The sequence below is a fragment of the Azospirillum formosense genome (genome assembly GCF_040500525.1).
Classification (GTDB): Bacteria; Pseudomonadota; Alphaproteobacteria; order Azospirillales; family Azospirillaceae; genus Azospirillum; species Azospirillum formosense_A.
In genome coordinates this window covers 1,107,635-1,122,609 of the sequence record NZ_CP159402.1, presented here as the reverse complement: position 1 = coordinate 1,122,609, position 14,975 = coordinate 1,107,635, and the positions used below count along the sequence as shown (strand labels likewise).

Annotated in this window: 15 protein-coding genes; 4 read left to right on the top strand and 11 right to left on the bottom strand. The window is 70.2% G+C overall.

The window, feature by feature from the left end; translation table 11 throughout:
* Positions 1-12: 12 nt before the first annotated feature.
* The 7 genes from ABVN73_RS05305 to ABVN73_RS05275 all read right to left on the bottom strand — a co-directional run bounded on the left by ABVN73_RS05305 (position 13) and on the right by ABVN73_RS05275 (position 7,481).
* Positions 13-318 carry an urease subunit beta gene (locus tag ABVN73_RS05305; RefSeq protein WP_114859129.1) on the bottom strand — a complete coding sequence of 102 codons (306 nt, stop codon included), beginning with the start codon at positions 316-318 and terminating at the stop codon, positions 13-15.
* A gap of 11 nt (positions 319-329) precedes the next feature.
* A complete protein-coding gene (locus ABVN73_RS05300; protein WP_014240308.1) occupies positions 330-632 on the bottom strand; it encodes an urease subunit gamma in 303 nt (100 codons plus the stop codon).
* A 37-nt stretch (positions 633-669) separates the two neighbouring features.
* Entirely contained in the window at positions 670-1,935 is a 1,266-nt protein-coding gene (locus ABVN73_RS05295) for a glycosyltransferase (protein WP_353859235.1), read from the bottom strand.
* A gap of 42 nt (positions 1,936-1,977) precedes the next feature.
* Positions 1,978-2,805 carry an urease accessory protein UreD gene (locus ABVN73_RS05290; RefSeq protein WP_353859234.1) on the bottom strand — a complete coding sequence of 276 codons (828 nt, stop codon included), beginning with the start codon at positions 2,803-2,805 and terminating at the stop codon, positions 1,978-1,980.
* Positions 2,806-2,812: 7 nt separating this feature from the next.
* A complete protein-coding gene (xdhB, locus tag ABVN73_RS05285; RefSeq protein WP_353859233.1) occupies positions 2,813-5,188 on the bottom strand; it encodes a xanthine dehydrogenase molybdopterin binding subunit in 2,376 nt (791 codons plus the stop codon).
* The gene (gene xdhA, locus ABVN73_RS05280; RefSeq protein ID WP_353859232.1) at positions 5,181-6,647 is read right to left on the bottom strand and encodes a xanthine dehydrogenase small subunit; all 1,467 of its coding nucleotides are present in this window, start codon (positions 6,645-6,647) and stop codon (positions 5,181-5,183) included. Before xdhA ends, xdhB begins: the two co-directional genes overlap by 8 nt.
* A 132-nt stretch (positions 6,648-6,779) precedes the next feature.
* A complete protein-coding gene (locus tag ABVN73_RS05275; RefSeq protein ID WP_149470862.1) occupies positions 6,780-7,481 on the bottom strand; it encodes a response regulator transcription factor in 702 nt (233 codons plus the stop codon).
* A 353-nt stretch (positions 7,482-7,834) separates the two neighbouring features.
* Here ABVN73_RS05275 and ABVN73_RS05270 point away from each other — a divergent pair, with 353 nt between their 5' ends.
* Complete coding sequence (locus ABVN73_RS05270) at positions 7,835-8,497, top strand: response regulator transcription factor (RefSeq protein WP_353859231.1); 663 nt, start codon at positions 7,835-7,837, stop codon at positions 8,495-8,497.
* A gap of 46 nt (positions 8,498-8,543) precedes the next feature.
* On the opposite strand, the gene ABVN73_RS05265 is transcribed toward ABVN73_RS05270, so the two are convergent.
* Positions 8,544-9,116: a type 1 glutamine amidotransferase domain-containing protein gene (locus ABVN73_RS05265; protein ID WP_353859230.1), complete on the bottom strand. Its 573-nt coding sequence runs from the start codon at positions 9,114-9,116 to the stop codon at positions 8,544-8,546.
* Between the two features lie 130 nt (positions 9,117-9,246).
* On the opposite strand from ABVN73_RS05265, the gene ABVN73_RS05260 reads away from it, so the two are divergent.
* Positions 9,247-10,011, top strand: coding sequence for a PRC-barrel domain-containing protein (locus tag ABVN73_RS05260; protein WP_353859229.1), 765 nt, complete (start codon positions 9,247-9,249; stop codon positions 10,009-10,011).
* Positions 10,012-10,030: 19 nt separating this feature from the next.
* Here the strand turns inward: ABVN73_RS05260 and ABVN73_RS05255 are convergent, their stop codons facing one another.
* Entirely contained in the window at positions 10,031-11,344 is a 1,314-nt protein-coding gene (locus tag ABVN73_RS05255; RefSeq protein ID WP_353859228.1) for a D-amino acid dehydrogenase, read from the bottom strand.
* A 273-nt stretch (positions 11,345-11,617) separates the two neighbouring features.
* Here ABVN73_RS05255 and ABVN73_RS05250 point away from each other — a divergent pair, with 273 nt between their 5' ends.
* A complete protein-coding gene (locus tag ABVN73_RS05250) occupies positions 11,618-13,159 on the top strand; it encodes a sigma 54-interacting transcriptional regulator (RefSeq protein WP_353859227.1) in 1,542 nt (513 codons plus the stop codon).
* Between the two features lie 96 nt (positions 13,160-13,255).
* On the opposite strand, the gene ABVN73_RS05245 is transcribed toward ABVN73_RS05250, so the two are convergent.
* On the bottom strand, positions 13,256-13,486 hold the full coding sequence (locus ABVN73_RS05245) for a zinc ribbon domain-containing protein (protein ID WP_353859226.1): 231 nt from the start codon (positions 13,484-13,486) through the stop codon (positions 13,256-13,258).
* Between the two features lie 128 nt (positions 13,487-13,614).
* Here ABVN73_RS05245 and ABVN73_RS05240 point away from each other — a divergent pair, with 128 nt between their 5' ends.
* Positions 13,615-14,163, top strand: coding sequence for a gamma carbonic anhydrase family protein (locus tag ABVN73_RS05240; RefSeq protein ID WP_353859225.1), 549 nt, complete (start codon positions 13,615-13,617; stop codon positions 14,161-14,163).
* Positions 14,164-14,185: 22 nt separating this feature from the next.
* On the opposite strand, the gene ABVN73_RS05235 is transcribed toward ABVN73_RS05240, so the two are convergent.
* Entirely contained in the window at positions 14,186-14,935 is a 750-nt protein-coding gene (locus ABVN73_RS05235; protein WP_353859224.1) for a TSUP family transporter, read from the bottom strand.
* Positions 14,936-14,975: the final 40 nt, after the last annotated feature.

Genomic DNA, 14,975 nt, shown 5'->3' with positions numbered 1-14,975 from the left:
CGCTGGCGCCCTTCACAGGCTGCCGTTGACCTTGCCGTTGAAGCCGATGACCACGCGGTTGCCGGCATAGGCGACCAGCCGCACGCGCCGCGTCTGCCCCGGCTCGAAGCGCACCGCCGTTCCGGCGGGGATGTCCAGCCGGAAGCCGCGCGCCTGTTCGCGGTCGAAGGTCAGCGCCCCGTTCGTCTCGGCGAAGTGGTAGTGCGAGCCGACCTGGATCGGGCGGTCGCCGGCGTTGGCGACGTCCAGCTCCACCGTGTCGCGGCCGGCGTTGAGTTCGATCTCGCCCGCGGCGGGGATGATTTCACCGGGTTTCATCGGGGCTCCCCTTAGCGAATCGGCTGGTGGACGGTGACGAGCTTGGTGCCGTCGGGGAAGGTGGCCTCGACCTGGATCTCGTGGATCATCTCCGGGATGCCGTCCATCACCTGATCGCGGGTGATCACCGTCGCGCCGTCGCGCATCAGCTCGGCCACGGTGCGTCCGTCGCGCGCGCCCTCCACCACATAATCGGTGATGAGGGCCACCGCCTCGGGATGGTTCAGCTTCACGCCACGCTCCAGCCGGCGGCGCGCCACCATGGCGGCCATGGCCACGAGAAGCTTGTCCTTCTCGCGCGGTGTCAGGTTCATGGGGCTGTCTCTCCGCCTTCCCAATGGATTGGCGGGATTATGCCACGTTGCTGCGGTGCGCCAATCCCTCTTCGATGAATCGCACCGCGTTTCCGACACCATCCTCGGCCCGGATAACCTCGCCGAGCGCCGCGGCCCGGTCGCGCATGCCCGGATCGCCGGTCGCCTCGATGGCGCCGGCCAGCCCGTCGGCGGTCAGCGTCCGGCGGGGAAGCGGCGGCGGCGCCACGCCGAGATCGTGAAGCCGGGCACCCCAGAAGGGCTGGTCGCCCATGAAGGGGACCACCACCGCCGGCACGCCGGCGCGCAGGCCCGCCGCCGTGGTGCCGGCGCCGCCGTGATGGACAACGGCGGACACGCGCGGAAACAGCCAATCGTGCGGCGCCGACTCCAGACCGTGGACCGTCTCCGGCAGGGCCGACCGGTCGATCCCGCCCCACCCGGCGGAGAGCACGGCGCGCCGCCCGTTCAGGGCCGCGACGACCAGCCGCGTCGTCTCGGCGGGATCGAACCCGGCCATGCTGCCGAATCCGACATAGACCGGCGGCGGACCGCCGTCCAGAAAGGCCGCGAGGTCGGGCGGCGGCGTGTAGCCGTCGGCCTCGTCCAGGAACCAGAAACCGGTCGCCCGGATGAAGTCCGGCCAGTCGTCCGGCCGCGGCAGCGCGTGGGTCGAGAAGGCGTAGGGCATCGGCCATTTCGCCGTCATCAGCAACGGCCCCGGCCCGACGAAGGACGGCTTCAGCCCCAGCACGGCGCGCCGTGCCCGGTTGGTCGGCGCCCGGAAGGTCTGCCAGACGAGCTGCATCATCGCCAGATGCAGGGCGTAGTTCACGACGCCGGGAAAGCGCCGGGGCGGCATCATCGGCGGCGGGAAGGCCCGGGTCGGCGCCATCGGCTGCAACGCCGTCCCGACGACGGGAACGCCCAGCTTCTCCGCCACCGCCACGCCCGCGTAGAAGGCGAGGCCGGAGGCGATGATCGCGTCGCTCCCCCGGGCCGCCTCCCAGTACTCCCGCATCCAGACCAGCGCGTGGTCCTGGCCGAGGCGCAGCAGCGCCCGCATCATCTTGACCGGGTTGATGCCGTCGCGGAACAGCCCGTCCGCCTCCCGGCTGCCCGTCACCGCGCGCAGATCGCCGGACAGCGGGCTGTAGTCCAGGCCATGGCGTTCGATCAGGCCACGGAACTCGCGGTCGGCGGGAAAGGCGACGGAGTGCCCGGCGGCCCGCAGCCCCTTCCCAAGGGCGACGTAGGGGCGGATGTCGCCCTGGGACCCGTAGGTGACGATGGTGAAGCGCATGGGACGGGAGCTACGCCGGCAATCCCCCTTTGGCAAGGAGGCTCAAACCTCCCACAGCCGCGGCAATCTGACGGGCAGGCCCGCCGCCGCCGAGCGCAGATGCGACCACAGCGCCGCGTAGGCGCCGCGCACCGACCGCGCCTCGCCGCCCAGGATGCGGACGACCAGAAGCCCGTCGAAGGCGGTGGCCCCGACCCGCACGCCCTCCAGCCCCTCCGCCGCCGCGCGCAGCGCCTCCAGACGGGTGGCGGCGTCGGGAGCGGCGTGGAGCAGCGTGGCGCAGGCCCCGGCCCCGTCGAAGCCCGCCGGGTGGGCCAGCGTCTCGGCGAGGTCGCCGTCCATGTGCAGGGCGTCGGCCCAGGCAAGGCGGCCGTCGCGCACCACCTCCCAGGCGTCGCGGACGAGGCCGCGGGTGACCGTCTCGCCGAAGGCGGCGCGCCCGAAGACCAGCATCTCCCCCGCGATCAGACGGGCGTCGCCCTCCAGTTCCAACCGGGTCAGGCGGCGCAGGCGGGAGCCCTCGAAGACGATGGCCTCCTGCGGCATCCATTCCAACCAAGCGCCGGCCTCCACCGTCACACGGGTGTCGATGCGGCAGTCCGGCCCGGCGGAGCGGTAGACCTTCTCCGCCGCCTGGGTCGTCACCAGCGCCGCCGCCCCCGGCCCCGCCGACAGGGCGACGTCCAGCCGGTCGCCGCCGACCAGCCCGCCCGACGTGGTGACCAGCACCGCGATGGGAAGGTCTCCCGCCCGCGGGTCGGGCAGCAGCACCCGCAGCGGGTCGTGGTGGTAGAGCGTGGCGAGGCGCGTGGCCCCATGGCGATGCTCGAACCGCACCGTCGCCGCGCCATGGACGGCGACCTTCTTCATCAACGCGTCAACCACCGGCGGAACCCATCCTTGCCTTCAATTCCTGGGCCTTCACATCCTCGACGGCCAGCAGCACGCGCTCCGGCGTCGCGGGCGCGTCGAGGCGCACCGGCAGGCGATGGCCGCCCACCGCCGCGACGGCGTCCTTCAGCGCCAGCCACGCCGAGATGCCGAGCATCAGCGGCGGCTCCCCGATCGCCTTGGAGCGGAACACCGTGTCCTCCCGGTTGGGGCGGTCGGTGTAGAGCGCCACCCGGAAATCCTCCGGCAGCGAGCGCGAGGTCGGGATCTTGTAGGTGCTGGGCGCGTGGGTGCGCAAGCGTCCCTCGCCGTCCCACCACAGCTCCTCCGAGGTGACCCAGCCCAGCCCCTGGACGAAGGCACCCTCCACCTGCCCCAGGTCGATGGCCGGGTTGATGCTGCCCGAGCAGTCGTGCAGCACGTCGGCGCGGGGGAAGCTGTACTCGCCGGTCAGCGTGTCGATCAGCGCCTCGGTCACCGCGACGCCGCAGGAGAAGTAGAAGAAGGGCCGCCCCTCGCACTTCTCGCGGTCCCACCAGATCTTCGGCGTGGCGTAATGACCGGTGGAGGACAGCGACACCCGGTTCAGATAGGCCAGCTTCGCCACCTCCGCGAAGGTCATGGCGTGGTTGCCGGCGAAGACGGCGTTGTCGCGGAACTCCACCTTGTCCGGCGTGGTGTGGCAGTGCTGGGCGAGGAACGCCACCAGCCGGTCGCGGATGGTCCCCACGGCGATGCGCACCGCCATGCCGTTCAGGTCGGTGCCGGCCGACGCCGCGGTGGGCGGGGCGTTCGGCACCTTGTCGGTGGCGCTGGCGGTGACCCGCACCCGGTCGACGTCGATCTGGAATTCCTGGGCGGCGATCTGGGCCATCTTGGTGTGGATGCCCTGCCCCATCTCCGTGCCGCCGTGGTTCACCTGGATGGAGCCGTCGGTGTAGACGTGGACCAGCGCCGCCGCCTGGTTCAGGTGCTTGACGGTGAAGGAGATGCCGAACTTCACCGGGGTCACCGCCAGCCCCTTCTTCAGCACCGGGCTGCGGGCGTTGAAGGAGTCGATCTCCGCGCGGCGGCGTCGGTAATCGCCGTCCCGCTCGATCCGGTCCATCAGCTCGGCCAGGATCTCCGGCTCCTCGACCGGCATCCCGTAATGGGTGGTGTCGCGGCCCGGCCCGCCGTAGAGGTTGGCGCGCCGCACGTCGAGCGGGTCCTTGCCGAGGGAGCGGGCGATCTCGTCCACCACGTGCTCGATGGCGATGACGCCCTGCGGGCCGCCGAAGCCGCGGAAGGCCGTGTTGGACACCGTGTTCGTCTTGCAGCGGTGCCCGGTCACCCGTGCCGCCGGCAGGTAATAGGCGTTGTCGGCGTGGAACATGGCGCGGTCGACCACGCCGTTGGACAGGTCCAGCGACACGCCGCAGCGCCCGGCGAGGTCCATTTCCAGCCCCTGGATGCGTCCCTCCCCGTCGAAGCCGACGTCGTAGCGCACGAAGAAATCGTGGCGCTTGCCGGTCATCAGCATGTCGTCGTCGCGGTCCAGGCGGAACTTCACCGGCCGCTTCGTCGCGTTCGCCAGCAGGCCGGCGATGGCGGCGATCTGGGCCGGCTGGCTCTCCTTGCCGCCGAAGCCGCCGCCCATGCGCCGGCACTCCACGGCGATGCCGTGCATCGGCCGTCCCAGCACCTGGGCGACGGCGTGCTGGACCTCCGCCGGATGCTGGGTCGAGGAGTGGACCAGCAGGTCGCCGTCCTCCTTGGGGATGGCGTAGGCGATGTGGCCTTCCAGATAGAAATGATCCTGCCCGCCGACCTCCAGCGTGCCGGTCAGCCGGTGCGGCGCCCGGGCGACTTCCGCCGCCGCGTCGCCGCGCCGGAAGGTCAACGGCGGCGAGACGAAGCTGCCCTTGTCCAGCGCCGCCTCGGCGGTCAGCACCGCCGGCAGGTCGTCGTAATAGATCTCCACCAGCCGCGCGGCGGCGCGGGCCTGCAACAGCGTCTCCGCCGCAACGGCGACCACCGCCTGCCCGGCGTAGGTCACCACATCGTCTGCCAGGATGGGGTCGCCGCGCTGGATGGTGCCGATGTCGCCGTCTCCCGGCACATCGGCGTAGGTGAGGACCGCGTGCACCCCCGGCGCCTGCTTCGCCCGCGACAGGTCCATGCCCAGAATGCGCGCGTGCGCCCGTTCCGACAGACGCACCGCGACGTGCAGCGTGCCGGGCAGTTCCGGGATGTCGTCGGTGTAGGCCGCCGCACCCGTCACATGCTTGCGGGCGCTTTCATGCTCGATGCCCAGATGGACGCCGCCGCGGATCGGGTGGATGGCGCCCTCCTTCCGGGAGATGGTGCCGCCGTCAGCCATGGGCCGCCTCCAGCGAGGGCATGTCGGCCCCGGTCGTGTGAAGAAGGAAGCGCATCAGCAGGTTCTTCGCCACCAGCGCGCGGTAGCGGTCGCTGGCCCGCATGTCGGTCATGGGCCGGAAGTCCTGGTCGAGCGCCGGCAGCGCTGCCGCCACGGCGTCCGCCGTCCAGGGCTGTCCGGCGACCGCCGCCTCCAACGCCGGAGCGCGGGCCGGGGTCGCCGCCATGCCGCCATAGCCGGCGCGCAGCTCCGCCACCCGCCCCGCCCCGTCCAGCGTCAGCAGGAAGGCGGCGCAGACGGCGGAGATGTCCTGGTCCCGCCGCTTGGACACCTTCCAGGTGGCGAAGCGCTGGCCCTCGCGCGGCAGCGGGATGCGGATGCGCTCGACGAATTCGCCCGGCTTCAGGTCGTTCTTGCGGTAGCCGTGGTAGAAGCGGTCCAGCGGCAGTGCCCGCCGCGCCCCGCCCCGGTTCAGGACCAGCGAGGCGCCCAGCGCCAGCAGGGCCGGCATGCTGTCCCCGATGGGCGAGCCGTTGGCGACGTTGCCGCCGAGCGTGCCGGAGTTGCGCACCTGCGCGGCGCCGATGCGGGTGACCAGGGCGGCCAGTTCGGGCAGGCGGCGCTCCAAAACCGGCAGCAGCTCGGTGTAGGTCACCGCCGCCCCGATCTCCAGGGCGTCCTCGGCCTCGCCGATCCTGTGAAGCTCCCGCACCTGGGCGAGATGAATCAGCGTGGGCAGGCTGCGCCCCTGCTTGGTCACCCACAGCCCGACGTCGGTCGCCCCGGCCACCAGCGTGGCGTTCGGATGCGCGGCGAACACCGTCGCCAGTTCCTCGACGCTCCGCGGCGCATGGAAGCTGGCGCTGCTCCGCGTGACGGTCAGCGCCCCGTCGCGCTGGATGGAGCGCAGCAGGGCGGCAATCCCCTCCTCGGCCCGGTCGAAGCGGTCGTCGGTCCGCTCCGCCGCCATGGTTCGGGCGGCGTCAAGGATCGGGCGGTACCCGGTGCAGCGGCACAGGTTGCCGGCCAGCGCGTCGTGGATCGCCCCATCGCTCAGGCCGCCGGCCGCGACGCGCTCGTCATGGTGGAGCGCGAACAGCGCCATCACGAAGCCGGGGGTGCAGAAGCCGCATTGCGAGGCGTGCTTGTCCACCATCGCCGCCTGGACGGGGTGCAGGTCGCCGTCCTCCCCGGCCAGATCCTCGACGGTCAGCAGCAGCTTGCCGTCGATCATCGGCAGGAAGAGGATGCAGGCGTTGACGGCGCGGTAGCGCAGGCGCCCATCCGGGGCGAGGTCGCCCAGCACCACTGTGCAGGCGCCGCAATCCCCCTCGGCGCAGCCCTCCTTCGAACCGGGGCGCCCGTTGGCGCGCAGCCAGTTCAGCACCGTGGTGGTGGGGTCGGAATCCCGCACCTCCACCACACGTCCGCCGAGCACGAAACGCACAGAGCCCGTCATTGTCCCTCCTGTCGGGCGTTTCCGTCATAGTGCCGGAAAGTCTCCGCAGGCCGCAATGGCGGGCCGGCCGTCTAGCCATAAAGGCATGGTCCGGATGGAAAAACGGCGCCGACCGGTGTCAGGCGCCGGGCCTCAGGCGTCCTCCGGGAAGCAGCCGCTGCGGGCGGCCACGACGGCGACCTGGGTGCGGTTGCGCACCCCCAGCTTCTGCATGATGGCCCGGACATGGACCTTCACCGTCCCCTCCAGAACGCCCAGCTCCCGCGCGATCTCCTTGTTGGAGTGGCCGGCCAGCAGAAGCTGGAACACGTCGCGCTGCCGGTCGGTCAAGCGGTCGAGGATCTGGCCCGACGGCCGCGCCACCTCCGCCGCGACGTTGCCGGACAGCACGGCGCGCGGCAGCGGCAGGAAGGTCTCCCCGGTCAGCGCCAGGGAGATCGCGTGCTCCAGAACCGCCGTCGAACTGGTCTTCAGGATGTACCCCCTGGCTCCGAGCCGGACACTGTCGACGATGTCCGCCACCTCGTCCGACCCGGAGATGACCAGCAGCGGGCGGTTTCCCAGCACCTCCACCATGCGGCGCACTCCGTCGCGCCCGCTGCGGTCGCCCAGATTGAGGTCGAACAGAACCAGCGTCAGGTCCGGCGTGCGGTCGGCGATGGCCATCGCCTCGTCCAGCGACCCAGCCTCCAGCACCTGCGCGTCCGGGTGGATCTCCCCCACCGAGAGAGCGAAGCCGTGCCGCACCAGGGGATGGTCGTCCACCACCAGAAACTTTTGCGCCCTGCCGGCCACCGACCGCTCCTTGCCGCGCGTCTGCAGCTGAACTTCCATTGCTTTGCTACCCCATGAAGCCGCCGGATGCCGGTTTGAAAACAAATACGCCTTCAACCGACCCGACCTTCTGTCCAGCGGAAAAGTATAAAGCTACCTCTTTTGGACATTGCAGAAGCAGCGCCGTCGCGAATTCCTGACTTTTTGAAGCCATTTATGATTCATTCGTATCGAGCTTCTTCCAAGCATCTTGCGCCGCTCCCTGACCATCCGTATAAATCATCGGGACAACCAGCGTAAAGCACGCTTTTTCGATACAATAAAGGCGGCTTTTTTCCCTTTTCCCAGGCGAAAACGGACAACGATTGGCGTTGTGCGCTGCTCGTCACGGGTGGCGTCACGGAGGAGTGTCGATGAGAACCTGGAACGTCATGCTCGTGGACCATGATCGGCTGTTTTCGGCGGCGTTGGGAACGCTCATCAGCGGCGGCCCGTTCCGCGTCTGCCACCACGCCACAACGGTGGAGGACGCCGAGGCGGCCATCGCGCAGGGCGTGCAGCCCGACCTGATCGTGGTGGCCTTGGGGGATGCGACGAACGACGAGCCCGGCGGGGTGAAGCGGCTGCGCGCCGCCACCAGCGCGCGCATCGCCGTGCTGGCGGACGCCATCGCGGACCGCACGCTGTCGCTGTCGTTGAAGGCCGGGGCCGACGCCTACCTGAACAAGTCGATGTCGAGCGAGTCCCTGCTGCGCGCCCTGCAACTGGTCATGCTGGGCGAGGTGGTCTATCCGACCCATGTCGCCAGCCTGCTGATCGCCAACGCCAACACCGAACGCCCGCAGCCGGAGCGCGCCCAGCCCACCAACAACGAGCTGTCGAAGCGCGAGATCCAGATCCTGCGCTGCCTGCTCGCCGGGCAGTCGAACAAGGCCATCGCACGCAACCTGCACATCACGGAATCGACCGTGAAGATGCATTTCAAGAACGTGATGCGGAAGATCAACGCGCAGAACCGCACCCAGGCCGCGGTCTGGGCGATCCAGAACGGCCTGTCGCCGCTGGCGTCGGTCTGAGCGGTCCGTCCCCTCTCCCGGCGCGGGGAGAGGGGACGATGCGGATTTACTCGGCCGCGTGGCGGTGTGCGCCGTGGCGGCCCTCGGCGAACTCCTCCACCATCTTGCGGCAGAAGGCCGGCAGGTCGTCCGGCTTGCGCGACGTCACCAGCCCCTGGTCGGTGACCACCTCGCTGTCCTCCCAGTTCGCCCCGGCGTTGCTGAGATCGGCCTTCAGCGACGGCCAGGAGGTCATGCGCTTGCCCTTCGCGCCGCCCGCGTCGATCAGAGTCCAGGGGCCGTGACAAATCGCGGCGATCGGCTTGCCCGACTGGACGAAGCTGCGCACGAACTCGATGGCTTTGGGCTCCAGCCGCAGCGCGTCAGGGTTGATGACGCCGCCCGGCAAGACCAGCGCGTCGAAGGCGCCGGGATCCGCCTGGTCGAGAGTCGTGTCCACGTCCACCCGGTCGGCCTTGTCGTGGTGGTTCCAGCCCTGGATCTGCCCGCCCTGCGGCGCGACGATCCGCACATCGGCGCCTTCGTTGCGCAGCGCCTTCAACGGTTCGGTCAATTCGACCTGCTCAAAGCCGTCGGTCGCCAGAACCGCGACGGTCTTCTTCTCAAGTTTTCCTGCCATGGTCTCGCCTCCTCGGTTGGCCTGTCCGGTCAGCAACCGGCGTACCTCCGGGGAGTTCCCTCCGGAACCGCCACGCACCTCCCATGTTCCCTTTGACGGACCGCGCGTCACAATCGGGAGCACAAGACCCATGCGTTACAGCGGCACTTCGGCGGGCATCCTCGCCGCGTTCGCCATCGCCACGTCCCTGACCCTGGGCGTTCCTCAACCCGTCCAGGCTCAACCCTCGCAGGCCCACCCCTCCCAGTCCGCCGAGACGGTGCGGACCGCGGAGGCGTCCTACCCACGGCTCTACCAGGGCTGGCGGGCCGGCGTGATCGTTGGGACGGAGGTCGAGGGGCTGCTCGGCGAGGAACTCGGGCAGGTGGTCGACCTCGTCGTCGGCCCGGACGGTCGGCTGGAAAGCGCGGTGATCGAGGCCAGCGGCATGCTCGACGTCGGCGAGGCGCGCTTCACCGTGCCCTGGCACCAGCTCATGCCTGGATCGGTGGACGGCATCCTGGCCTATCCGGTCACCGGCCCCGACACGCTGGACCTGATCCGGCGCCAGCAGCAGGCCGGCAGCCGCCCCGGCGACTGGCGCGTCTCCGCCCTCATCGGCCAGCCGGCCAACACGGCGGGCGGCGCGACGGAGGCGGGTTTCTTCGGCACGGTGGAGGATCTGGTGTTCGACCGCAACGGCGCTCTCAAGGCCGTCGTGGTCACGCCCGAGCCGGAGGGCGAAGGCCCCTACGCCGTCGCCTGGAAGGCGGCGGCGCTGGAGCCGGGCCTGACCTCCGTCACTCTGCAGGCGACGCCGGACCAGGTGAAGGCGCTCGGCTCCTTCGACGCGGCGCGCATGAAGGAGTTCAACACCGCGCGCCTGAACCAGGGCGCCCAGGCCCGGCAGGAATAAACCCTGTGGAGCGCAGACCTCACCGGGCCGCCGGGCGGGCCACGCCGCCAACCGTCGGGCGGCTGGCCGCGGCGGCGGAGCGGCCGTAGCGGGCGACCGTCAGCCCGTCCATGTCGATCTCCGTCTGGCGCCCGCCGACCACGTCGGCGACCACCCGGCCCGAGCCGGCGGCCATCGTCCAGCCCAGCGTGCCGTGGCCGGTGTTGAGGAACAGGTTGCGCACCGGGGTCGGGCCGACGATGGGCGTGCCGTCCGGCGTGTTGGGCCGCAGGCCGGTCCAGAACTCCGCCTTCGACAGATCGCCGCCCGTCGGGAAGAGATCGCCGACCACATGGTCGAGCGGGCCGCGGCGGCCCGGACGAAGCGTCAGGTCGAAACCGGTCAGCTCGGCCGTGCCGCCGACGCGGATGCGGTCGCCCAGGCGGGTCACCGCGATCTTGTGCGTTTCGTCCATCACCGTGGATTCCGGCGCGCCCGCCGGATCGACGATGGGCAGCGTCAGCGAATAGCCCTTCACCGGATAGACCGGCAGGTCCAGCCCGAACGGCTTCACCAGCATCGGGGAGTAGCTGCCCATGGCGACGATGTAGGAGTCGGCGGTCAGCGTCCCGGCGTCGGTCACCACGCCGGTGACGCGGCGCCCGTCGCTCTCCAGCTTGCGGATGCCGGTGTTGTAGCGGAACTCCACCCCCATTTCCGCCGCCAGGGCGGCCAGCGCGTTGGTGAAGCGGAAGCAGTCGCCCGTCTCGTCACCGGGCAGAAGCAGGCCGCCGACGATCTTCTCCTTGACCAGCCGCAGCGCCGGCTCGACCGCCGCGCAGCCCTCGACGTCCAGCAGGCTGTAGGGCACCTTGAAGCGGTCGAGGACGGCCATGTCGGTGGCGGCGGCGTCCACCTGCTTCTGGGTGCGGAAGACCTGGAGCGTGCCCTTGGCGCGCTCGTCGTAGCGGATTCCGGTCTCGTCGCGCAGGGCGCGCAGGCAATCGCGGCTGTATTCGGCCAGCCGGACCATGCGGCCCTTGTTGATCTCGTACGAACGCTCGTTGGCGTTGGCCAGCAGCTTCAGGCACCAGGACCACATGGCCGGATCGAGCGTGGGCCGGATCACCAGCGGCGAATGCTTCATCAGCATCCACTTCACGGCCTTCGTCATCAGGCCCGGCGCCGCCCAGGGGGCGGAATAGCCCGGCGACACCTCGCCCGCGTTGGCGTAGCTGGTTTCCAGCGCCGGGCCGGGCTGCCGGTCCACCACCGTGACCTCATGGCCGGCCTTCGCCAGGAAATACGCGGTGGAAACGCCGATGACGCCGCTGCCGAGGACGATGACGCGCATGTGGAGACTCCCGAGATCACGGATTTGTCCGCACTCCCCTCGCAATCCCGATGCCAAGTGCGGGAAGCCGCGGAATTGCTGGGGCGGAGGATCACGCGCCGGACCAATCTGTACGGAAATCGTTACACACCGCTTGGCCGGCACCGCTTAATCGTCATTAAATATATTCCAATTCAGTAACTTGACCGGTACGTACGGAAATCGTTACAGCGTACATGCCTGTTTACAGGCGGCCCTGCCGTGGTACCCTCGTCCCCTCCAGCGGGGAGAGCCATGCGCATCGACGTTCTGTTCGCCGACCGGGTCGGCATCGCCCACGAGATCCTGGCCGTGCTCGCCAAGCGACGGCTGAACGTCGTCGCGGTGGAGGTCGACCCGCCGCACATCCACATCGACGCCCCGGAGCTGGACGTGCAGGGCTTCGGGGCGCTCGACGCGGCGTTGCGCGCCGTGCTCGGCGTGGAGTCCGTGACGCCCATCGACATCCTGCCCGGCACGCGGCGGCGGCTCCATCTCGACGCGCTGCTGGCCGCCCTGCCCGATCCGGTGCTGGCGGTGGACCGCGCGGGCCGCATCGTGGTGGCCAACGCCGCCGCGGCGACGGTCGCCGGGCGCAGCGAGGCCGACCTGACCGGCGCCGATTTCGGCCGGTTGTTCGGCGACGCCGAGCTGTCCGACCTGCTCGTGGACAACGGCTTCCGCCTTGCCGCCGGGCAGGAGGTCACGCTGAACGGCCAGACCTTCCTGCTGGACGCCACCCCCATCGTGGAGGATGGCCGGCCGGCCGGCGGCGTCGTCACGCTGTTCGCGCCAAGCCGTCTGGGCGAGCGGCTGAACGCGCTGCAGAACTTCGACGAGGGCGGCTTCGACCGCATCCTGGGCGAGTCCGCCCCGATCCGCTCGTTGAAGGCGCGGGCGGCGCGGGTCGCGGCGGTGGACGCGCCGCTGCTGATCCTGGGCGAGACGGGCACCGGCAAGGAGCTGATCGCCCACGCCTGCCACCGCGCCAGCCCGCGCCGCGACAAGCCCTTCCTGGCGCTGAACTGCGCCGCCGTCCCGGAGAGTCTGGCGGAGAGCGAGCTGTTCGGCTACGCCCCCGGCTCCTTCACCGGGGCGCAGCGCGGCGGCAAGCCCGGCCTGCTGGAGCTGGCCCATGGCGGCACCGTCTTCCTCGACGAGATCGGGGAGATGTCGCCCTACCTCCAGGCCAAGCTGCTGCGCTTCCTGAACGACGGGCGCTTCCGCCGCGTCGGCGGCGACCGCGAGCAGTCGGTGGACGTGCGCGTGGTCAGCGCCACCCACCGCGACCTCGACGCCATGGTCGCCGGGCACAGCTTCCGCGAGGACCTGTTCTACCGGTTGAACGTGCTGTCGCTCCAGGTCCCGGCGCTGCGCGAGCGCGGCGACGACATCCTTCTGCTCGCCCGCCATTTCATCGCCCGCGCCTGCGCCCAGGCCCGCCGCCCGCCCTGCCGACTGACCGTCGCGGCCAGCGCCGCCCTGCTCGCCAACCCCTGGCCGGGCAACGTCCGCCAGTTGGAAAACGTCATCTTCCGCGCCGTGACGATGAGCGACGGCGCCTATCTCGACGCCGCCGACCTAGAGCTGGCCGGGGCGCGCATGGAGGCCGAAACCGGCGGCGAACCCGCCGAACCGTCCAGCTGGGACGAGGCGGCGGCGGCGTTCGAGCGCGGCCTGCTCCGCCGCCTCTACCCGCGCTACCCGTCCAGCCGCAAGCTGGCCGCCCGGCTCCACACCTCGCACACGATGATCGCGAACAAGCTGCGCAAGTACGGGATACCGGACGGGACGTGAACGCCCAGCGCTGAAGCGGATCGCAGTCCGCTCTGGGCCGCGGCGGTCCCGGCCGGCAATCAGGCCACATGAGTTTAAAGCGAACGAAAATTCGCTTCAGATACGCGAGCGTTCCGCCTTGCTGTAGTTGCTGAAATGGCCCTCCGCGGCGGCGGCGCGGCGGGCGGTCTTGAGGAACTTGTCGGTCTTGGTGTCGGGCGCGATGCGCGCCACCTTCCGCTCCAGCGCTTCCGACCCGCAGGAGGCGCAAACGGGCGTCTCCGACGAGCGCACCAGCGCTTCGAAGTCGTGGTTACAGGCGGTGCAATGGTAGGAATAGAGCGGCATGGGGGGCCTCACACGGATCGGGAACCAGGCGCACCCATCCTATCACGCATTTTTATTATGGGTATAGCGCGGTGCAGCAATCGCACCCCGCCGCACCGATCCGCGCTAGGATCGGCGAGCGATAAAATATGGAGGAACGGGTGATCTACGCCTTCAACGACAAGGTCCCGCAGCTGTCGCCCAACTGCTGGGTGGCCCCCAGCGCCACGGTCGTCGGCGACATCCTGCTGGAGGAGGACGTGTCCGTGTGGTGGGGCGCGGTGATGCGCGCCGAGCAGGAGCGCATCCACATCGGCGCCGGCAGCAACGTCCAGGACAACGCCGTCCTCCACGTCGATCCCGGCTTCCCGCTGCTCATCGGGAAGAACGTGACCATCGGCCATCTGGCGATGGTGCATGGCTGCACGGTGGGCGACGGCAGCCTGATCGGAATCGGCGCCACGGTGCTCAACGGCGCCCGCATCGGCCGCGACTGCCTGATCGGCGCCCACGCCTTCATCGCGGAGGGCAAGGAGATCCCCGACCGCTCGCTGGTGCTCGGCGCGCCGGGCAAGGTGGTGCGCACATTGTCGGACGAGGATGTGGAGCGCATGCGCGCCCCCGCCGCCGTCTATCAGGAGCGGTGGAAGAGCTACGCCAAGGGTCTGCGTCCGATCGCGGCCCCCGGCCAGCCCTGACGGGACCCGGCGTGGGGCGCCCTCAGGCCCCGGCGCCCCTGATGAAGAAGTACAGGGTCAGCCCCACGCCGATCGACACCACCACCCATTTCATCACGTCGCGGCTGACCCGCTTCGCGGCGTACGCGCCGGCATAGCCGCCGGCGATCGCCGACACCGCCATGACGGCGGTTTCCGGCCAGGACACCGCGTCGGACAGGCAGAAGGCCGCCACCGCCGCGCCGTTCATCAGCGCGGCCAGCAGGATGCGCAGACCGTTCATGGCGTGGATGTCGCGCAGGCCGAACAGGGTCAGCGCCGCCAGCATCAGGAAGCCGATCCCGCCGCCGAAATAGCCGCCATAGATGGCGATGACGAACTGCACGACCAGGACGGAACGCCCTCCCAGCCGCAGCCGGGCGGCCAGCGCCGGCATGAAGCTGCCGACCGCGAAGACCGCGGTGGCGAACAGCAGCAGCCAGGGCACCAGCCCGGCGAAGGCGCGGTCCGGCGTGGTCAGCAACAGGACGGCCCCGACCACGCCACCGACGAGGCTGACCACGGAGAAGGCGGTGACGCTGACCTCCGTCACGCCCCGGATCTCGTTGCGGTAGGCCCAGGCGCTGGCCATCTGGCCGGGGAACAGGGCGACGGTGCTCGACACGTTGGCGCTGACCGGCGGCACCCCGGCGAACAGCAGCGCCGGAAAGGTGATGAAGGCCCCGCCCCCGGCGACGGCGTTGAGAACGCCCGACGCGAACGCAGCGACCATCAGCAGCACCATGGCAAGCATCGCACCCCCACCGTCGGCTTCTTCACGTATTTGGCATGCC